The 19088-nt window shown below is 68.6% G+C and carries 17 protein-coding genes; 13 read left to right on the top strand and 4 right to left on the bottom strand.

Annotation, left to right across the window (positions count from 1 at the left end; translation table 11 throughout):
* Positions 1 to 12 precede the first annotated feature (12 nt).
* Positions 13 to 1644 (bottom strand): PucR family transcriptional regulator, encoded by a 1632-nt coding sequence (locus D3230_RS00950; protein WP_337249027.1) that lies wholly within the window; start codon positions 1642 to 1644, stop codon positions 13 to 15.
* A gap of 174 nt (positions 1645 to 1818) precedes the next feature.
* Between D3230_RS00950 and gabT the strand changes: the two genes are divergently transcribed.
* From gabT to D3230_RS00900, 10 genes are all read left to right on the top strand, one after another.
* The gene (gabT, locus tag D3230_RS00945) at positions 1819 to 3159 is read left to right on the top strand and encodes a 4-aminobutyrate--2-oxoglutarate transaminase (RefSeq protein ID WP_202343138.1); all 1341 of its coding nucleotides are present in this window, start codon (positions 1819 to 1821) and stop codon (positions 3157 to 3159) included.
* A 27-nt stretch (positions 3160 to 3186) separates the two neighbouring features.
* Positions 3187 to 4656: an NAD-dependent succinate-semialdehyde dehydrogenase gene (locus D3230_RS00940; RefSeq protein ID WP_202343137.1), complete on the top strand. Its 1470-nt coding sequence runs from the start codon at positions 3187 to 3189 to the stop codon at positions 4654 to 4656.
* A 180-nt stretch (positions 4657 to 4836) separates the two neighbouring features.
* Positions 4837 to 5511, top strand: a complete 675-nt coding sequence (locus tag D3230_RS00935; RefSeq protein WP_202343136.1) for a response regulator transcription factor — start codon at positions 4837 to 4839, stop codon at positions 5509 to 5511.
* Position 5512: 1 nt separating this feature from the next.
* Positions 5513 to 6883 carry a sensor histidine kinase gene (locus D3230_RS00930; protein ID WP_202343135.1) on the top strand — a complete coding sequence of 457 codons (1371 nt, stop codon included), beginning with the start codon at positions 5513 to 5515 and terminating at the stop codon, positions 6881 to 6883.
* Positions 6880 to 7860 (top strand): TAXI family TRAP transporter solute-binding subunit, encoded by a 981-nt coding sequence (locus D3230_RS00925; protein ID WP_237466634.1) that lies wholly within the window; start codon positions 6880 to 6882, stop codon positions 7858 to 7860. Before D3230_RS00930 ends, D3230_RS00925 begins: the two co-directional genes overlap by 4 nt.
* A 295-nt stretch (positions 7861 to 8155) precedes the next feature.
* Entirely contained in the window at positions 8156 to 8896 is a 741-nt protein-coding gene (locus D3230_RS00920) for an amino acid ABC transporter ATP-binding protein (RefSeq protein WP_202343134.1), read from the top strand.
* Positions 8897 to 8990: 94 nt separating this feature from the next.
* Positions 8991 to 9911 carry a glutamate ABC transporter substrate-binding protein gene (locus D3230_RS00915; RefSeq protein ID WP_202343133.1) on the top strand — a complete coding sequence of 307 codons (921 nt, stop codon included), beginning with the start codon at positions 8991 to 8993 and terminating at the stop codon, positions 9909 to 9911.
* Between the two features lie 72 nt (positions 9912 to 9983).
* The gene (locus D3230_RS00910) at positions 9984 to 10643 is read left to right on the top strand and encodes an amino acid ABC transporter permease (protein WP_202343132.1); all 660 of its coding nucleotides are present in this window, start codon (positions 9984 to 9986) and stop codon (positions 10641 to 10643) included.
* Positions 10640 to 11581 carry an amino acid ABC transporter permease gene (locus D3230_RS00905; protein ID WP_237466631.1) on the top strand — a complete coding sequence of 314 codons (942 nt, stop codon included), beginning with the start codon at positions 10640 to 10642 and terminating at the stop codon, positions 11579 to 11581. Before D3230_RS00910 ends, D3230_RS00905 begins: the two co-directional genes overlap by 4 nt.
* A 33-nt stretch (positions 11582 to 11614) precedes the next feature.
* Complete coding sequence (locus D3230_RS00900; protein WP_420029008.1) at positions 11615 to 12424, top strand: TSUP family transporter; 810 nt, start codon at positions 11615 to 11617, stop codon at positions 12422 to 12424.
* On the opposite strand, the gene D3230_RS00895 is transcribed toward D3230_RS00900, so the two are convergent.
* The 3 genes from D3230_RS00895 to D3230_RS00885 are packed head-to-tail and all read right to left on the bottom strand — an operon-like array spanning position 12421 to position 14720.
* Positions 12421 to 13725, bottom strand: a complete 1305-nt coding sequence (locus D3230_RS00895; RefSeq protein WP_202343130.1) for a type II toxin-antitoxin system HipA family toxin — start codon at positions 13723 to 13725, stop codon at positions 12421 to 12423. The two genes, D3230_RS00900 and D3230_RS00895, sit on opposite strands and share 4 nt — an antisense overlap.
* A gap of 3 nt (positions 13726 to 13728) precedes the next feature.
* Positions 13729 to 14055: a helix-turn-helix transcriptional regulator gene (locus D3230_RS00890; RefSeq protein WP_202343129.1), complete on the bottom strand. Its 327-nt coding sequence runs from the start codon at positions 14053 to 14055 to the stop codon at positions 13729 to 13731.
* A 32-nt stretch (positions 14056 to 14087) separates the two neighbouring features.
* Complete coding sequence (locus D3230_RS00885) at positions 14088 to 14720, bottom strand: RsmD family RNA methyltransferase (protein ID WP_202343128.1); 633 nt, start codon at positions 14718 to 14720, stop codon at positions 14088 to 14090.
* 68 nt (positions 14721 to 14788) lie between these two features.
* Between D3230_RS00885 and D3230_RS00880 the strand changes: the two genes are divergently transcribed.
* From D3230_RS00880 to D3230_RS00870, 3 genes are all read left to right on the top strand, one after another.
* Complete coding sequence (locus tag D3230_RS00880; RefSeq protein ID WP_202343127.1) at positions 14789 to 17014, top strand: ATP-dependent DNA helicase RecG; 2226 nt, start codon at positions 14789 to 14791, stop codon at positions 17012 to 17014.
* Between the two features lie 134 nt (positions 17015 to 17148).
* A complete protein-coding gene (locus D3230_RS00875) occupies positions 17149 to 18060 on the top strand; it encodes an ABC transporter ATP-binding protein (protein ID WP_202343126.1) in 912 nt (303 codons plus the stop codon).
* Positions 18061 to 18099: 39 nt separating this feature from the next.
* Positions 18100 to 18999 carry an ABC transporter permease gene (locus D3230_RS00870; protein WP_202343125.1) on the top strand — a complete coding sequence of 300 codons (900 nt, stop codon included), beginning with the start codon at positions 18100 to 18102 and terminating at the stop codon, positions 18997 to 18999.
* The last annotated feature ends 89 nt before the right edge of the window (positions 19000 to 19088 follow it).

Here is a 19088-nt window from a genome sequence, read left to right as displayed (position 1 = left end):
GCGAGCCCTCGGCTAGCGCGGCGCGAGCGTCAGCGCGGCCCAGAGCTCCGCGCGCGCATCGGGGGAGTCGAGGTCGAGCTGGAGCAGGCTCGCGGCGGTCTGCACGCGCGCCTTGAGTGTGTGACGGTGGATGCCGAGTTCGCTTGCCGCGGGGCTCGTTTGTCCGTGGTGGGCGAGCCAGGTGGCGAGGCTCTCCTCGATGCGGTCGTCGTGCCGTTCGTCGTGGTGACGCACCGGGCCGAGGAGCGCGGCCGCGCGACTTGCCGCCTCCGGCTGTCCCGCGAGCAGGCGAAGGACCCCGCCGTGCAGCTCGGGGCGATAGTCAACCGGGGTCACCGCGACCGACGCGAGCGCGTGTTCGAGGGCGCGATCGGCCTGCCCCACGAGTTCGCTGAGCCCGGTGAGCGTGCCGCGCTCGGAGATCCCGGCGGGCAGGTGATGCGCGACCAGGAGGCGGCGCACCGCCGGGAGGTGCCGGGTCTCGGCGACGATCAGCGGTGCGCCCGCGAAACTGGCCCCGATGAGTCCCGGACTTCCCGCGTCGAGGGAGAGGAGATCCTCGGTGAAGCTCGGATCGGGTGCCGCGGGGCTCTGGTAGCGCACGACCGCGATCGCGCCGGCGGGGATCCGAGTGAGCGTGCCGTCCGCGAGCCGTTCGGCGAGGGGAATCTGTCCCGAGACCAGCAGCTCGAGGATCGCCCCGCGCAGCGAGGCCTGCGCGGCACCGATGCCCGCGCGGTGCTCGAGCTGTACGGTGGCGAGCGCCGCGACCAGCCCGAGCAAGGTGCGTTCCGCGGTGTCGGGGACGCCGCGGTCGGCCACGACCAGGACGCCGAGAATCTGGCCCTGCCGCCCGAGCGTCTGCATTTGCATGCCGGGCGCGATCGTGCCGTCCGCGGCGGTCTCGCCCCCGATCCGGCCGGAACTGAGGCCGCGCTCCACCAGTCGGCGCGTTTCGCGCCGGATCCACTCCTGCGGCGGTGCGACGCTTCCTCCCTGGGCCGCGAACTCGACGAGCCGGCCCGAGCGGTCGGTGATCCCGACCCACCGGTCGAGGCGGGCGGCGGCCTCCCGGACTGCGGCACCGAGCCCATCGCGGTGGAGCGACGCGGTGGTGACGGCGCGCTGCGAGTCGATCGCCCAGATGTCGCGGTCTCGCGTCTGGGCGTCGAGGAGCCGGGCGGTGGTCTGGACGATCTCGATGAACGCGGTGTCGTAGGGCACCCGGAACAGGGGGAGGCCGAGCCGGTCACACGCGGCGACGAGGGACGCGGGGACGCGATCCCAGTGGAGGCCGACGGCGACCCCGAGCGCGGTGGTCCCGGCGTCGAGCAGGCGCTGCGCATAGGCGTCGGCCTCGGCCTGATCCTGCACCGCGTCGAATCGTGCGCCCGTGGTGAGGAGCACCGTGCGCGGCGGGAGGAACGGGGTGGGGTCTTCGAGCTCGCTGACGTGCACCCATTGCACCGGTCGGCTCGACGTGGAGTCGGTCGACCCGGCGATGAGCACGAGGCTCAGCTGGTACTGGTGGAGGAGCTCTCCGAGCTCGATGGTCGGGAGGGTCCCCGAGCTTGCGGCCGGATCGCCCGGCCCGCGTCCGGGCGCGGCTCCGAGCCCAGCGTCTGCGGGTATCGGGAGGGTCACGGGGGCTCTCAATCTGTGGTCGACACGAGCAATGCCAATGTGGCGAAAGTCTCTCGTTGGTAGCTCCATTCTGGCACAGTGGCCCGGGTGCAAGCGGGGTTATGCTGAAGCCGAATCAATCGGACGCGTGTGCGGTGCTGCCGCACGTGCGAAACCCACGCAAGGAGAACCCTTATGGTCGATGTCATCGGCGGCCCCTCGCTTCCGCAGGAGCGCAAGCTTGTCACCAGCATTCCTGGCCCCAAGTCGCAGGAACTGCTCGCGCGCAAGAACGCTGCGGTTGCCGCTGGCGTGGGTGTGGCGCTGCCCGTCTCGATCGTCGCTGCAGGCGGCGGCGTGATGGTGGACGCTGACGGCAACTCGCTCATCGACCTGGGCTCCGGCATCGCCGTGACCGGTGTCGGCAACTCGGCCCCCGCAGTCGTCGAGGCTGTGACCGCACAGGTGCAGCAGTTCACGCACACCTGCTTCACCGTGACCCCTTACGAGGGGTACGTCCAGGTCGCGGAGAAGCTCAACGAGCTCGTCCCGGGTGACCACGAGAAGCGTTCGGCGCTCTTCAACTCGGGTGCCGAGGCGGTCGAGAACGCGATCAAGATCGCGCGTCACTACACCAAGAAGAACGGCGTCGTCGTCTTCGATCACGCGTACCACGGCCGCACCAACCTCACCATGGGCATGACGGCAAAGAACATGCCGTACAAGGACGGCTTCGGCCCGTTCGCCCCCGAGGTCTACCGCGTCCCCACGTCCTACCCCTACCGCGACGGCCTCTCCGGTGCAGCCGCTGCCGAGGTCGCCATCACGCAGATGGAGAAGCAGGTCGGCGCCGCGAACCTCGCCGCGATCATCATCGAGCCCATCCAGGGTGAGGGCGGCTTCATCGCTCCGGCCGAGGGCTTCCTCCCCGCGATCCAGGCCTGGGCCACCGCGAACAACGTCGTCTTCATCCTCGACGAGGTGCAGACCGGCTTCGCGCGCACCGGTGACCTGTTCGCCGCGAACCACGAGGGCGTCGTCGCCGACCTCGTCACCACCGCAAAGGGCATCGCCGGCGGCCTCCCGCTGTCGGCCGTGACCGGCCGCGCCGAGATCATGGACTCCGCTCACGCCGGCGGCCTGGGCGGCACCTACACGGGCAGCCCGATCTCCTGCGCCGCGGCGCTCGCGACGATCGAGACCTACCAGAAGGAAAACCTCATCGAGCGCGCCCGCGAAATCGGCGCGATCATCACCGAGTTCTTCACCGAGCTGCAGAAGACGGACGATCGCATCGGCGACATCCGCGGCCGCGGCGCGATGATGGCGGTCGAGTTCGTCGAGTCGGGCACCACCACCCCCGCCGCGGCGCTCACCGGCGCGATCGCGAAGCACGCGGCGAACGAGGGCGTCATCCTCCTCACCTGCGGCACCTACGGCAACGTGGTCCGCTTCCTCCCGCCGCTGTCGATCTCCGACGAGCTGCTCCGCGAGGGCCTGCAGATCGTTGCAGACGCGCTCAAGGCAAACGCCTAACCGCTCCTTTCGAAAGGACACTGAATTATGGCTTTGAAGCCCAACGAGCAGGACCTGCTCGACCGCGTCCAGTCCGGCCTCGGCATCGGCGGCACCTGGGAGCCGTCCACCTCGGGCGCCACGCTCGACGTGCACGATCCCGCCACCGGTGAGGTCATCAAGTCGATCGCCGACGCGACCGTCGAGGACGCCGTGCGCGCGCTCGACGCCGCGGTTGCTGCGCAGGCCGAGTGGGCCGCGACCCCCAGTCGCGAGCGCTCCAACATCCTGCGCCGCACCTACGATCTCCTCATGGAGCGCAAGGAAGAATTCGCGCTCCTCATGAGCATGGAGATGGGCAAGCCCATCGCTGAGGCTCGGGGCGAGGTCAACTACGGTGGCGAGTTCCTGCGCTGGTTCTCCGAGGAGGCCGTGCGCGTCCCCGGTGACTACCGTCAGAACCCCGAGGGCACGGGGAACATCCTCGTCTCCCAGATCCCGGTCGGCCCCTGCTACTTCATCACGCCGTGGAACTTCCCGCTCGCGATGGCCACCCGGAAGATCGCTCCGGCGCTGGCCGCGGGCTGCACCGTGGTCATCAAGCCGGCAGCGCTCACGCCGCTCACCACGATCTTCTTCGCGCAGCTGCTCGAAGAGGCCGGCCTCCCCGCCGGTGTCGTGAACGTCGTCGCGACGTCCAAGTCGAGCGCGCAGTCGAGCGCCCTGCTCTCGGACACGCGCCTGCGCAAGCTCAGCTTCACGGGTTCCACCCCGGTGGGCGTCAAGCTGCTCGAGGCCGCGGCGCAGAACGTGCTCCGCACCTCGATGGAGCTCGGCGGCAACGCGCCGTTCATCGTGTTCGAGGACGCGGATCTCGACCGTGCGGTCGAGGGCGCGATGCTCGCGAAGTTCCGCAACATCGGCCAGGCCTGCACCGCCGCGAACCGCGTTATCGTGCACGAGTCGGTCGCTGACGAGTTCGTGCGCCGCGTGAGCGAGAAGGTCGCCGCCTTCTCGATCGGCCGCGGTGCCGAAGAGGGCAACGACATCGGCGCGCTCGTCGATGACAAGGCCGTGGCGAACACCGCCCGCCTCGTGCAGGACGCGGTGGACACCGGTGCAACGGTCGTCACCGGTGGCGAAGCCATCGACGGCCCGGGCAACTTCTTCCAGCCCACCGTGGTCGATCACCTCACGCCGCAGTCGGCGATCATGCGCGAGGAGATCTTCGGACCGCTCCTCGGCGTGATCCGCTTCTCGACCGAGGACGAGGCGGTCGAGATCGCGAACAACACCGAGTACGGCCTGATCAGCTACGTGTTCACGGAGAACATCCACCGTGGCCACCGCATGATCGAGAAGCTCGAGAGCGGCATGATGGGCCTGAACACCGGCCTCGTCTCGAACGCCGCGGCACCGTTCGGTGGTCTCAAGCAGTCCGGCCTCGGCCGCGAGGGCGGCTTCGAGGGCATTCACGAGTTCCTCTCGTCGAAGTACACCCTGCTGCCGCGCAGCTAACGCGCTGAGCACCACGGAGGCCCCCGGGATCGGTTGATCCCGGGGGCCTCCGGGCGTTGCGCGCCCGAGATGCGGTGCTGTTCCGCTCGCAGGAGACCGAACCGGTCCGGGTTCGGTGTCCGTGCCCGCGCCGACTAAGGTGGAGCACAACTGCGTGGGCAAGCCAAAGGTGGTGGGGGTATGCGCATCTTGATCGTGGAGGACGATCTGCGAATGTCGGCGGCGCTCAGCGCGTTTCTGAGGAAGTCCGGGTACTCCACGCACTGCGTCGCGGACGGGGCATCGGCGCTCGACGCGGTGAATGCCGAGACCGAAGCGGTGCTGTTGGATCTCGGGCTTCCGGACCTTGACGGCACGGAGGTGTGCCGGAGGATCCGGGCGGTGTCCGGCGTGCCGATCATCGTTGCGACCGCGCGCGGGCAGATCGAGGAGCGTATTCGCGGTCTGCACGCGGGTGCCGACGACTTCCTGGTGAAGCCCTACGACGTTCGGGAACTGCTCGCTCGGCTCGAAGCGGTCACGCGACGAGTGCGCGCTGCTCCGGAAGACTGGGGCGCCGAACCGGGCGTCAGCGTGGGCGGCTTGCACGTTGATCCGTTGCGGCGCACCGTCACGATCGAGGGCGACCCGATCGATCTCACCCCCAAAGAGTTCGACATCCTCGCCATGCTCGTGCGGTACCCCGGAGTTGCGGTGCCGCGGGACCGGATGATCCGTGAGGTGTGGGGGAGCGAGTGGAGCGGGTACAGCCGCGCGCTCGAGGTGCACGTGGGCTCGCTCCGACGAAAGCTGGGTCGGGACTCGGTGATCGCCACCGTGCGCGGAGTGGGATACCGGTTCGCCACGGCGGAGTAGCATGCGTTCCCGGCTCATCACGGTGTTTCTTGCACCGCTCCTGTGTATCCTTCTCGCACTGGGCGGAGCGTATGCGTGGGCGGCGGCTCGCAGCCTGCAACAGGAGTTCGTGAGCCAGCAGCAGGGAGATCTGAGTTACTTCCTGACGTCCGCGCGGCAGGCCCTGCGGGCAGAGAACCCGAGGGCGCTCGACAGTGAAATGCGGCGCTACGCGGATCTCTACGGCGCGCATATTGCGGTCGCGGATCGCACGGGCAACATCTGGGATTTCGGTGACGGGCGCGTGCGCTCCGAAGGGGCACGCGCCCAACTCGACCTCGCACTGTCGGGGCGACGCAGCGATCTGGCCCCCGGCTCGCTCCCGTGGACCTTTCGCGAGAGCACGGTGGTGGAACCCGTCTTTGACGATGGCAAGGTCATTGGTGCGGTGATGATCACGCTCAGTCTCGGGACACTCCGGGAAGACATTCTGCTGCGCTGGAGCGTCCTGGTCGTGCTGTCCGTACTTGCGATTCTGGTGCTCGTCTTCGTGGGACTCCGCATGGCAGAGTGGGTGCTCCAACCGATGCGGCGCCTGGACGCGGCGATGGCCGCGATCGAGCACGGCGAGATGGACGCGCGGATCGCTGACGACACGGGCCCGCCGGAGGCCGGCCGCATGATCCGGGTGTTCAACCGTATGGCGGAGGAAATCGAGGGCGTGGTGTCCCGCCAGGAGGAGTTCGTGCTGAATGCCTCGCATGAACTGCGCAACCCGCTCGGAGTGCTCATGCTCCGCCTCGAATCCTTGGCGGTGGGACTCGACGCAGAACGGGACGACGAGATTGAGGAGGTGCGTGCGGAGGCGCGGCGCATGGCAAGCATTCTGGACACGATGCTGCGTCTCGCCCGGGAACATCACCGCGAGAGTTCCTTTACCCCCGTTGATCTGGGCGAGACGGTCGCCGCCCGCGTCCGCGCCTGGCGCGACGCCGCTGCCAGAAAGCAGGTGATGTTTGCGCTCGACACCCGCGGTGCCGCGCTCTGCGCCACCGACCGCACGGCGGTGGAGAGCGCCCTCGACGCGGTCCTCGACAACGCGGTGAAGTTTGCCCCGGTCGGGAGCGCCGTGAACGTCACCGTGGAGCGTGTCGGGACGCAGTGCCACATTGCGGTGCAGGATCAGGGGCCCGGACTCGCTCCCGAGGAACTGGACCGGGTGACGGATCGATTCTGGCGCAGCCCCCGCGACCAAAACGTTCCGGGATCCGGCCTGGGCCTCGCGATTGCCACCGACCTGCTTGCGGGGCTCGGCGGTGAGCTGCGACTTGCTTCGCCGCCGCACGCGGGGCTTCGTGTCACGTTGCACGTCCCGACCGGGGAACTGACATGATGCGGCGCGGGGTGACCCGGCGGCGGTGGTGGCGTCTGCTCAGTACCGTGCTCCTCCTGGGGATCGGAGCGGGGACGATGACCGCCTGTGCGCCGGACTACGCCCGTGAGCGCGATCGATACGTCATCGCCGGCGGGAATCCGGCGGGCGTGTACGCCCGCTACGGCACGGAGCTCGCGGCGGCGCTGACCGCGGAGTTGCCGATCTCCGTGGAATCCGCCGAAACGCAGGGTTCGGTCGATAACCTGCGCCGGGTCGCCAGGGGCGACGCGTTTCTGGGATTCGCCCAGGGCGACACCGCGGCCGATGCCGTGGTGGGGTCCGGCGCGTTTGCCCGCCCGCTCCCGATCCGAGCCGTGGCCCGCGTGTACGACGAATACGTGCACGTCGTCGTTCCGGAGGACTCGCAGATCACCGGGCTGTCCGATCTCGCGGGGCGACCGGTGTCCCTGGGCTCGGCAGACTCGGGCGTGCAGGTCATCGCGGGGCGACTCCTCGACGCCACGGGGATCTCGATCGATGACGTGGCGAACGCCGAGCTCGGCGTCGATGACTCGATTGCCGCGCTGCGTGAGGGCACCATCGACGCGTTCTTTTGGGTGGGGGCACTCCCGACTCCGGGGATCGAACAGCTCGCCGCGGGCATGCCCATCCGGATGGTGCCGATCGACCCGGACGCGATCGCGCGGGTGAACAAGGGCCACGCTGGCGTCTACCGCGTGGCAGACTTCCCATCCGGCACCTATGGCGTGGCGCGGCACGTGACCACAATGACGGTGCCGAACTATCTCGTGACCTCCGCCGCGGCACCCGAGGCGCTGATCACTGATGCCCTGGACGTGCTGTTCCGCTCGCGCGCGGCGATTGCCGGGGAGGTGCGGGCCGCCGAGTTTCTGGACCGACGGCAGGCGATCTTCACCTCCCCGGTCGCCCTGCACCCCGGGGCGGCACGGTACTACGTCGAGCGTCGCCGGTAGCCATCGCCGGGTAGCCGTCGCCGGGAGCCGTCGCCTGGTGCCGTCGCCGGGAGCCGCCGCGGGGAGCCGCCGGTGGTGCAGCTGGTGTGCGGCCAGGCGCCCTCCGCGAAGCTCAAGAAACCCTCAAGGTGGGTGAGTGCGTGGCTCGCCTCTCCTACCGTGGGCAGAGACCGGTTCGAAGGTGAAGCTGTCGGAAATGCTGCCATCCTCGGGTGCTTCTTCTCCGGGCCGTCGGAGAGAAGTCCAGGTCCCGCCTCGCGAACTGCGCGGGGGCCCCAAACGAGAGGCATGAGGCATGAGCGAACCGCTCGTCGTTGTCGAACAAGTTCAGAAACACTACGGCGATTTCCAGGCGCTGACCGACATCGACCTCACGGTCGACGCAGGTGAGGTCGTGGTGATCCTGGGGCCGTCGGGTTCTGGAAAGTCGACCCTGTGCCGCACCATCAATCGACTCGAGACGATCACGAGCGGCTCGATCCGGATCGACGGGAAAGAGCTGCCGGCCGAGGGGAAGGGGCTGGCCGATCTGCGTGCCGAGGTCGGGATGGTGTTTCAGTCGTTCAACCTCTTCGCTCACCTCACCATTCTCGAAAACGTCACCCTGGGGCCGATCAAGGTCCGCGGACTCAGCAAGGCCGACGCCGAGCGCGAAGCGATGGCACTGCTCACCCGGGTCGGTGTCGAGAAGCAGGCAGGGAAGCTCCCGGCGCAGCTTTCGGGCGGCCAGCAGCAGCGCGTGGCGATTGCGCGTGCGCTCGCGATGCACCCCAAGGTCATGCTCTTCGACGAGCCGACGAGTGCGCTCGACCCCGAGATGATCAATGAGGTCCTCGACGTCATGGTCGGGCTCGCCAAGGAGGGGATGACCATGATCGTGGTCACGCACGAGATGGGATTCGCGCGGCGCGCGGCGGACCGCGTGGTGTTCATGGCTGATGGCCAGATCGTCGAGCAGGCCACACCCGAGGAATTCTTCACGAACCCGCGCACAGCACGCGCCCAAGACTTCCTCTCCAAGCTCATCACCAATTGAGGGTGTCAGCGGCGCTGCGCCACGAGATTCACTCACCAATGTCGAGATCTGTCCAGGGACGGGCGGGCTCGCACTACATGAAGGGAACGCACACATGCGATTCACCAAAGCACTGACCACGGTCGGTTTCCTTGCCGCCGCGGCGCTCACGCTCACCGCCTGCAACAGTGGCAGCCCGGCAGGAGAAGGCGGCGGGGGCGATGCCGGCTCGGACGGCACCAGTTCCAGCGCGTCCCCCTGGGAGGTCGCGGAAGGGGTGACCCTCGAGGGGAGCCCCACCTTCGCGAAGATCGCCGATCGCGGCGAGGTCGTTATCGGGGTGAAGGAAGACCAGCCCGGCCTCGGCTACCTGGACACCGTCACCAAGGAACGGAGCGGGTTTGACGTGGACGTGGCACGCTGGATTGCCGCGTCGCTCGGCTACGACGAGGAGAACATCGAGTTCAAGGCGATCGCGTCCGCGAACCGGGAGCAGGCGATCAAGAACGGCGACGTCGATTACTACGTCGGCACCTACTCGATCAACGACAAGCGGAAGCAGGACATCGACTTTGCGGGGCCGTACTTCGTCACCGGGCAGGGGCTCCTCGTGAAGTCCGGCGGCACGGACTACCAGTCGCTGGAAGAGCTCGACGGGAAGACCGTGTGCTCGGCAACGGGGTCGACCCCGATCCAGAACATCAAGGAGAATTTCCCGAAGATCAAAGCCCAGGAGTTTGATCTCTATTCCGCGTGCGTGGAAGGGCTGATCAACGGTCAGGCCGATGCGGTCACCACGGATCAGGCGATTCTGATCGGATACGCGGCGCAGGATCCGGACAACCTGATGGTCACCACCGGTCCGCTGCTCACCGAGGAGAACTACGGCGTCGGCCTCCCGAAGGGCGATGACGTGCTGCGCGAGCACATCAACACGCTGTTCACGGACGGCGGCGACACGTGGCAGGAAATCTTTGACCAGAACCTCGGAAATTCGGGGATCACGGTCGACCAGCCCAAGGTCGACGCGTACTAATCCGAATGACTCTCGGGGTGGGGCGCACGCGTTGCGACCCACCCCGGGATTCCTGTCTGAGGAGGAAGGCGTATGGACGTCATCTTCGGAAACCTCGATTTGTGGGGCACCGCCATTCGGAACACGCTGCTTGTGTTCGTGCTGGGCGGCATCCTCGCGCTGGTGTTGGGCATGATCGTCGGGGCGATGCGCGTGTCGCCGGTGCCGGTGGCCCGGGCCGTCGGCACGGTGTACGTGACGCTCATTCGAAACACACCGCTCACGCTCGTATTCTTCTTCTTTGTCTTTGGCTATTCAGCGCTGGGGTTTCACACCCGCGTCGAGCCGCTGATTCTGGGGGTGCTCGCGATCGGGATCTACACGGCGACCTATGTCGCCGAGGTGCTGCGGGCGGGCATCAACACCGTTCCGGTGGGCCAGGCTGAAGCGGCGCGTGCGATCGGACTTCCGTTTGGGAAGGTCATGACCCTGGTCGTCCTTCCGCAGGCATTCCGTTCGGTGGTGCCCCCGATGATGAGTGTGTTTATTGCCCTGTTGAAGAACACCACGATCGCCGCGGGCTTCTCCGTCGCCGAGCTTGCTGCGATGCGCGCCACGATCAACGACGCGGCCGGCCGGCCGGGCAACCCCATGGAAGTGCTCCTGTGGGTCGCGCTCGTGTTCGTGCTCATGGTGTTTGTGCTCAGTTTTATTCAGAACCGGCTTGAGAAGAGATGGAGGATCGCACGATGAGTACCTCGGTGCTGTATGACGTGCCCGGTCCACGGGCGATCCTGCGCAACCGCGTGGTCGCGATCGTCACGATCGTGGTGGTGATCGCGATCGTCGGTTTCTTCGTGTATCGGTTCTCGCTCACGGGCCAGTTCTCGGCCGCAAAATGGGGAATCTTCACCTACTCGACCATCTGGGAGCAGATCCTGCAGGCGCTCGGAAAGACGCTGAGCGCGTTTGCCGCTGCGGCCGTGGGCAGCATGGTGCTCGGATTTGTGCTGGCGATTGGCCGGCTGTCGGATCACCGGGTGGTGCGCGCGCCCGTCGCCGCGGTCACCGAGGTGTTCCGTGCGGTTCCAGTGCTGGTCATGATGATGCTGCTGTACTACGGCTTGCCGTCGGTGGGGGTGCGGATGGAGCCCTACTGGGCCGTCGTGATCGCGCTCGTGATCTACAACGGCTCGGTGCTCGCGGAAGCGTTGCGCGCGGGTATTGAGTCGCTCCCGCGCGGCCAGAAGGAGGCGGGCAACGCGATCGGTCTCCGCAAGAGCGGCGTGATGCGGCTCATCCTGTTGCCGCAGGCGGTGCGAGCCATGTTGCCGGTGATCGTGTCGCAGTTGGTGGTCACGATGAAGGATACGGCGCTCGGCTTCATCATCACCTACCCCGAGTTGCTGTACTTGGCAAAACAGCTCTCGAGCAATGTGCAGTTCGGGCGCCCGCTGTTGCCGTCGGCGATTGTGATCGGTGGCATCTACATCGCGATGTGCCTCATCCTCTCGGGGGTGGCGAAGTGGCTCGAAGCGCGCACGAATAAGTCGCCGCGGACGCGCGGCCGGCGCGGGGGGACCGGCACTGCCACCGCGACCGTGCCGGTGCAGCCGAATGATCCGCGCTTGCATCGTGAGGGCACCACCACCGAGATCATCTCCACGCAGTTCCGGAATGAGGATCGGTAGCGCTGGATCACGGGCGGCCACAGCGGGCCGCCCGTGATCGCGGCGACGGCGTCGGCGCTCCCGGACGGGCTGGGCTGGGAGACGCTCGCCCTGCTCTGCGTCGCCGCCTTCGCCGCGGGCTGGATCGACGCGGTCGTGGGGGGCGGTGGGCTCCTGCAGTTGCCCGCGCTCCTGCTCGTGCCAGGGATCACTCCGCTGCAGGCGCTCGCCACGAATAAGCTCGCGTCCGTGTTTGGTACGGCGTCGAGCAGCGCGAGCTATTACCTCACCGTGCGGCCGTCGCTCCGCACCGCGCTCCCGATGGCGGGCATCGCGCTGGTGAGCGCCTTCGGGGGTGCCTCGTTTGCGGCATTCTTGCCGGCGTCCGTGTTCAGACCCGTGATCGTGGGCGCGCTGCTCGTGGTCGCGCTCATCACGCTGCTGAAGCCGACCCTGGGTGCCGTCACGCGGCTCAAGTATCGCGGGCCCCGGCAGCTTCTCACGGGACTCGCGATTGGTGTCTCGATCGGCTTCTACGATGGCCTGCTCGGGCCCGGCACCGGGACGTTTCTCATCATCTCGCTGGTGGGGTTTCTCGGCTACGACTTCCTGCACGCCAGCGCGCAGGCGAAGATCGTGAACTGTGCCACGAATGTGGGTGCGCTCCTGTTTTTCATTCCGTTGGGAGCGGTGTTGTGGCCGTTCGGACTGGTGATGGGGGCCGCGAACTTCCTGGGTGCCCTGCTCGGATCCCGCATGGCGATCGCGCGGGGGACCCGCTTCATACGCGTGCTGTTCCTGATCGTCGTGGCCGTGCTGATCGCCAAGCTTGGCTTCGATATTTGGGCTGAGGCCGCGCGTTAGCCGCGCCGCAGTCCGAGCTCCGCGCGCACCGCGTCGAGCCGGCGCTGCACCTCGGCCACGCGAGGCGCGGAGATCCCGGCGGTTGCGGCGAACTCGGGCCAGCGCGCCACCGCATCGACCGTGGCGGCGATGGCGTCGCGGGCCCCCGGCACGTCGAACTGATCGGCGAGTGTGAGCAGATCCGCCGCGGTGATGTCCTGGAACTTTCCGTTCACCGACATCAGGTGCTGGCGCAGCCATTCGCTGTCGGGGCTGTACGCGTAGGTGACGTCGTAGGCGGGGGAGAGCGTCCACCGCCCGGCCCGGTCCATGAGGAAGGAGTGGTTCTTCGTGTGGTCGTCGTTGTTCGCGGCGATGACGTTGAAGCAGGCCCGGCGAAACAGCTCCGCGAGCACGTCGGCCCCGAGCCCCAGTTCTTCGGCCACCAAGAACAGCGTGGCGTAGTCATGGGTGCCCGTCTCGTTGTAGTCGGCGGCCGCGAGCGCGCACAGCGATTGCATGTGGAGCCGCTCGCCGCTGCTCCCCGGGCGGTCGAAGCGGCGGGTCATGAAGTGGGCGCGGCCGCCCTCTTCGAGCAGCCGGCACTCGGACATCTCGATCCCGGCCGCGCGCGCCATGAGCGAGTACGCGTATTCGGTTCGACCGTACTCGCCGCTCGCGCCGAGCTGAGCGTCGTGGCCGACGCCGTCAAACTTGAGGAGCCACTGCTCGAAGCCGTCGGGGGCGGGGATGCCGCCCGCCCGAATCTCGTCGCTCTCGGGGTTCCAAGCGATGATCGCTTTGGCGCGTGCACCGCCGGCGGAGCTGCCGACCTGCAACAGTTCGGTGACCGCGTCGGTGCGTCCATTCTCCTGCAGGGAGCCATGTACGGCGGCGCGGGCGGCCTCCACGAGCTGGGCGAGTTCGAGCGAGCTCGCGGCGGATCCGGGGGACTGCGCGGGGTGAAAGGTCAGGGCCCCCATCGCGCGCTCGCCGACGTAGGCGAGCCTGTCGATCGGGCGGATCTCGCCCGGGCGCAGGCCCTCGCGCGCGAGCGCTGCGGCGATCACGGAGTTGCCGAAGCGATCCGGTGCCGAATCGGCCACCATGGGTGGCAAGCCGTGGAACGTGTCGGGGGCAAGCCGCGGGAAGTTCCAGATGCGGCCGCGCGGGCGAGTGGGCATCTGCAGGGGAGAGAGCTCGATCCCGCGCCACGCGGGGGCGTACTCGAAGTTTGCGATGCCGGATCGGCCACCCGAGAGCGCCCCGACCGTGCTGCCCCACGCGCGAACCTCGAGGACCTCGACCTGGGTGAAGACCATGGGCTACTGCTCCGTTCCGTGCGTACCCGCGGCGGGTGCCACACCGCGCTGCTGTGCGCGCAGCAGCGCCATCGGGCTCGGTCCCGGATCGGGCGCGAGTTCGTCGAGCCACTCGCTGCGACCGAGGGCGCGAACCACTCGGATCAGGGTCGCGAGGCTGGACCCCTCGCCGCGCTCCAGCGCGCTGACGGAGTTCCGGTTCACGTTTGCGCGGGCGGCGAGTTCGGCCTGGGTCCACTGCTCCTGACCGCGCGCTCGGCGGACCTGAGCGCCCAGATGGGCTTCCCAGCGCTCGGTCGTCCAGCGTCGCGTGACTAATTTTTCAGGCATATTGTAAGAATACGCCCCATTTGCACAGAAATCTATGCGGGAATATTGGCGGGCGATTCGGGCGACGTCGTCGGCTCCGTCGGCTCCGTCGGCTCCGCCCACCACAGCACGGTCTCGCCGTAGCGCTTTTCGCGCACGAGCGTGAGGCCCGCGGGCCACGCCGGCTGAGGGGACCGCGTGCTGCGTTCCACGAGCACGATCGCGTCGTCCGCGAGGAGCGGGATCAGCGCGGTGAGGTTCCCCGAGAGTTCCGCCTCGCCCAGGTCATACGGCGGGTCCATGAGCGCCACGTCCCAGAGCGCTGAGCCGTTCCGCTCCCCGGCGGCATCGAGGTAACCCTGCACGGACTGCCGCACCACGTCGAGGGTGGGGGCGTCGCCCCCGCGGAATGCGGCGAGCACCGTGCGTGCGTTGCGCTGCGCGACCTGCGCGGCCTGCGGGTGCTTCTCGACGAGTGTCACCGCTGCGGCACCTCGGCTTGCGGCCTCGAGGCCCAGTGCGCCGGATCCCGCGTAGAGATCGAGGACGCGCGCACCGGACACGAGCCCCCAGGACTCGAGCGCGGAGAAGATGGCCTCCCGCACGCGGTCGCTCGTGGGACGGGTCCCCGACTTCGGAACGTCGAGGCGGAGTGAGCCCGCGGCTCCGGCAATTACTCTGGTCACCCTTTGAGCGTAGCGTGCGTGCGGGCACCAGCATCGTCAATGTCACAGGTGGCCGATACGCTGGATGCATGTCCACGGTCACCCTCGCCACCGGTCTCGCCGGCGTCGTCGGTGCCCGCACGGCCCAGGCGCTCGACAAGAGCTTCGACATGCTGACGGTCGGTGACCTCCTGGCACACATCCCGCGACGGTATTCCCACCGGGGGGAGCTGACGCCGCTGGCGGGCCTCCCGGTCGGCGAGCAGATCACCGTGGTAGCCCAGGTCCTCGACACGCAATCGCGGCAGATGCAGCGCCGACGCGGCAACATCCTGGTCGTGCGGATCACCGACGGTACCGGGATCCTCTCGCTCACCTTCTTCAACCAGGAATGGCGCGTGAAGGAGCTGCGACCCGGCCGACGGGGCATCTTCGCCGGCAAGGTCAGCTCGTACCAGAGCACGCTGCAGCTCCAGCACCCCGAGTATGAGCTCTTCGAGAATGCCCACGACGCCCCCGGCGGGGAGCAGCTCGACGAGGCCGCAGCGAAGATGTGGTCGGAGACACCGGTCCCCATCTACCCGGCCACCGCACAAGTGACCAGCTGGAACATCGCGAAGGCCGTGGGGATCGCACTTGACGCGCTGGAGCCCGTTCCGGAGCCGCTTCCCGTGGAGATCCTCGCGGCCGAGGGCATCATGGGGCTCACCGAGACGCTCGAGCTCGTGCACCGGCCGCAGCGCGACGGCGACTGGCGCAACGCGCGGCGCAGCCTCCTCTTTCGGGAATCGTTTGACCTGCAGCTCGCGCTCCTGGACCGTCGGCGTCGCGCCACCGAGGCCCCCAGCACCCCCCGGCCGCCGGGCGGGGACGAGCTGGCCCGGTTCGACGCGGCGCTCCCGTTCCGATTGACGGGGGACCAAGGCATGGCGGGCGCGGATATCGCGGCGGATCTGGCACAGGCGCACCCCATGCAGCGACTGTTGCAGGGCGAAGTGGGCTCCGGCAAGACGTTGGTGGCGTTGCGGGCCATGCTGCAGGTCGCCGGCAGCGGCGGCCAGAGCGCCCTCCTGGCACCCACCGAGGTGCTCGCGGCCCAGCACTACCGGTCGATCACGGAGAGCCTCGGTCCCGAACTCGCGGCCGAACTCAACCCGGTGCTGCTGACGGGCAAAATGCCTGCGGCGGAGCGCAAGCGCGCGCTGCTGTCCCTCGCGGCGGGCGCGTCCCGCATCGCGGTGGGCACGCACGCGTTGCTCAGCGACACCGTCACCTTTGCGGACCTCGGCTTCATCGTGGTCGACGAGCAGCATCGTTTTGGCGTGGAACAACGCGAAGCGCTCCGGCGCAAGGGCACGCAACCGCACGTGCTCGCCATGACGGCGACGCCCATCCCGCGCACCGTCGCGCTGACGGCGTTCGGCGACCTCGAAGTGACCACGATCCGAGAGCTCCCGCCCGGGCGCCAGGGAATCGAGACCTACACCGTGCCCGAGCGCGAGATGCCCAATCGCGCCGCGCGCGTGTGGACCCGTGCGGTCGAGGATCTGCACGCGGGCCGCCAGGTGTACATCGTCTGCCCGGCCATCGCCCCGGGCGAGATCGAGGCCGGAAGCGAGCCGCTCGACGACGATGCAGACGCCGAAGCCCTCGGCAACGGCGCAGGATCCGGCGCAGGCACGGGAGCCGGGCCGCAGCGTCCGCTCGCGAACGTCGAGGACACCCTCGCGGAACTGCGTGCGCGGCCCGAGTTCGCGGGGATCCCGATGGCGGGGCTCCACGGCGGCATGCCCGGCCCCGAGAAGGACCGTATCATGCGGGGATTCGCGGACGGCGAGATCCGGCTGCTCGTGGCCACCACCGTCATCGAGGTGGGCGTCAACGTGCCCAACGCGACCATCATGATCGTGCGCGACGCGGACCGCTTCGGCATCTCGCAGCTGCACCAGCTCCGCGGTCGCGTCGGCCGTGGCGAGCACCCGGGACTGTGCCTGCTCATGACCCTGGCGGAACAGGGGTCCGTCGCCCGCGAGCGCATCGAGGCCGTCGCGGCCACCTCGGACGGCTTTGCGCTCGCGGAGGTCGACCTGGAGCTCCGGCGCGAAGGCGACATCCTGGGCACCCTCCAGTCGGGCGGTCGCTCCAAGCTCCGCCTGTTGCGCGTGGCGGAACACGGTGAGCTGATCGAGCACACGCGGCGCCTGGCGGCTGAACTGCTCGATCGCGACCCCAACCTCGGCTTCGCCCCCGAGCTCGCCGCGCAGCTCGAACGGGAGCGGACCGTCGGTCAGCTCGACAATCTCGCGAAGTCGTAGCGCAGACCCGATCCGGCGCAACGTCATACCGCGGTACCACCCACACAGGCACTTCTGGCCGATGTGCGGGATCCGACGCGCGCCTACCTTGGAATTATCGCCGAACTCCGGCACAGATGACCCAAGGAGACACCATGATCGAGGCACGCGGCCTGAGTAAGCGCTACGGCAGCAAGCTCGCCGTCGACGATGTGAGTTTCACGATCGCGCCCGGGAAGGTCACGGGCTTTCTGGGGCCGAACGGCGCGGGCAAGTCCACCGCGATGCGGCTCATGGTCGGGCTCGACCGGCCGACGAGCGGCACGGTGACCGTGCACGGGAGCCGCTACGCGGATCTTCCCGCGCCGATGCATGAGGTGGGTGCGCTGCTCGACGCGAAGGGGGTGCACCCGGGGCGGAGCGCACGCAGCCACCTGCGGGCCCTCGCCGCGACGCACCGGCTCCCCGAGCGTCGCGTGGATGAGGTGCTCGAACAGACCGGCCTGACCTCCGTCGCGCAGCGCCGTGTCGGCGGCTTCTCGCTGGGCATGGGGCAGCGGCTCGGCATCGCCGCGGCGCTGCTCGGTGATCCGCGCGTGCTGATCCTCGACGAACCCGTCAACGGGCTCGACCCCGACGGCGTGCTCTGGGTGCGTCAACTCGTGCGCCACCTGGCGAGCGAGGGGCGCACGGTGCTCCTGTCCAGCCACCTGATGAGCGAGATGGCGCAGACCGCCGACCACGTCATCGTCCTGGGACGCGGCCGTGTCGTTGCGGACGCTCCCATCGGGGAGTTCGTCTCCGCTGGCCGCGAGGCGCGCGTCACGGTGCGCAGCCCGGAAGCTGCGCGCCTGGCCTCGCTGCTCATGTCCGGTCCCGAGAGCACGGCGGGGCTCGAACCGGCGGGGGAGAACGGGTTCACGGTGACCGGTCTCTCGGCGGCGCAGATCGGCGAGACGGCGGCCGCGCACGGGCTCGTGCTCCACGAGCTCAGCCCGATCGCGGCGACCCTCGAGGACGCCTACCTTGAACTCACTCGCTCCGAGCTGGAGTACGCGGCCGCGTAACGCGGGCCGAATCTGCAGACCCCCGAAGGGATCACGACCATGACTTCTACACTCCTGATCGATGCCAGCTCGGCCCCGACCCCCGTCCCAAGCGCCGCGCGGCCGCGCGTGGCAACCCCGTCCGCGCCCGCGCAGACGTTTGGCGGCGTGCTGCGGAGCGAACGGATCAAGTTCACCTCGCTGCTGAGCACGCGAATCACGCTGCTCATCACCGTGCTCATGGGGCTCGGCGTGAGCACGCTCGTGGTGCTGATGCAGTCCAACGGGCAGCTCCTGGTGGGCGGCACGGACGCGCTGTTCGGCTCAGGGAGCGCTGCGCTGCAGAGTTACCTGCTCTTCGCCTCCACCCTGTCCGCACCGTTCCTGGCGCTCGTGTTCGGGGTGCTCGGCGTGTTCGCGATTTCGAACGAGTACTCGAGCGGCATGATCCTCTCCACGCTCACCGCCGTGCCGCGTCGCGGGCGCGTATTCGCGGCCAAGGCCCTGGTGCTGGCGTTGGCCGCGGGGCTCACCGCGGCCGTGCTGGTGCTCGGCGGCTTGGGGATCGCACTGCTGGCCCTTCCCGAAGCGGCGAGCGTGCTCGTCACCGTTCCGGTCGTGTCCGGAGTGCTCGGCACGGTCGCCTACCTCGTGCTGATCTCACTGTTCGCCTTCGGCGTCGCCGCGATCCTGCGCTCCACCGCGGGCGGGATCGCGGTCGTCGCCGGGATCACCTTCGTGCTGCAGATCGTCTTCCAGGTCATCTCGATGACGGGCTGGAAATGGGTCGGCGTGGCCGCAGCGTACCTTCCGACCCCGCTCGGGGGCACCCTGTCGATGGGGCTCACGGACATGCCCGCAAACCCCGGCTACTGGACCGCGCTCCTCGCGATGGGGATCTGGGCGGCCGTCGCGCTGATCCCGGCGGCGATCCTCTTCCAGCGTCGCGACGCGCGGTAAGCGTTTCGCAGCACCGGTGCGGGGCGGGGCGGCCATGCGAGGCCGCCCCGCCCCGCACCGTGTCGCGCCGCGACCGGAAACGAACCGTC

The organism is Leucobacter chromiireducens subsp. solipictus (assembly GCF_016758195.1).
GTDB classification, from domain to species: Bacteria; Actinomycetota; Actinomycetes; order Actinomycetales; family Microbacteriaceae; genus Leucobacter; species Leucobacter solipictus.
Note: the sequence above shows the minus strand (reverse complement) of the source record. Positions and strands in the feature narration are given on the sequence as shown.

Coding starts and splice junctions, on each gene's coding strand:
- gabT (WP_202343138.1), top strand. CDS start 1,819: ATGGTCGATGTCATCGGCGGCCCCTCGCTTCCGCAGGAGCGCAAGCTT.
- D3230_RS00940 (WP_202343137.1), top strand. CDS start 3,187: ATGGCTTTGAAGCCCAACGAGCAGGACCTGCTCGACCGCGTCCAGTCC.
- D3230_RS00935 (WP_202343136.1), top strand. CDS start 4,837: ATGCGCATCTTGATCGTGGAGGACGATCTGCGAATGTCGGCGGCGCTC.
- D3230_RS00930 (WP_202343135.1), top strand. CDS start 5,513: ATGCGTTCCCGGCTCATCACGGTGTTTCTTGCACCGCTCCTGTGTATC.
- D3230_RS00925 (WP_237466634.1), top strand. CDS start 6,880: ATGATGCGGCGCGGGGTGACCCGGCGGCGGTGGTGGCGTCTGCTCAGT.
- D3230_RS00920 (WP_202343134.1), top strand. CDS start 8,156: ATGAGCGAACCGCTCGTCGTTGTCGAACAAGTTCAGAAACACTACGGC.
- D3230_RS00915 (WP_202343133.1), top strand. CDS start 8,991: ATGCGATTCACCAAAGCACTGACCACGGTCGGTTTCCTTGCCGCCGCG.
- D3230_RS00910 (WP_202343132.1), top strand. CDS start 9,984: ATGGACGTCATCTTCGGAAACCTCGATTTGTGGGGCACCGCCATTCGG.
- D3230_RS00905 (WP_237466631.1), top strand. CDS start 10,640: ATGAGTACCTCGGTGCTGTATGACGTGCCCGGTCCACGGGCGATCCTG.
- D3230_RS00895 (WP_202343130.1), bottom strand. CDS start 13,725: ATGGTCTTCACCCAGGTCGAGGTCCTCGAGGTTCGCGCGTGGGGCAGC.
- D3230_RS00890 (WP_202343129.1), bottom strand. CDS start 14,055: ATGCCTGAAAAATTAGTCACGCGACGCTGGACGACCGAGCGCTGGGAA.
- D3230_RS00880 (WP_202343127.1), top strand. CDS start 14,789: ATGTCCACGGTCACCCTCGCCACCGGTCTCGCCGGCGTCGTCGGTGCC.
- D3230_RS00875 (WP_202343126.1), top strand. CDS start 17,149: ATGATCGAGGCACGCGGCCTGAGTAAGCGCTACGGCAGCAAGCTCGCC.
- D3230_RS00870 (WP_202343125.1), top strand. CDS start 18,100: ATGACTTCTACACTCCTGATCGATGCCAGCTCGGCCCCGACCCCCGTC.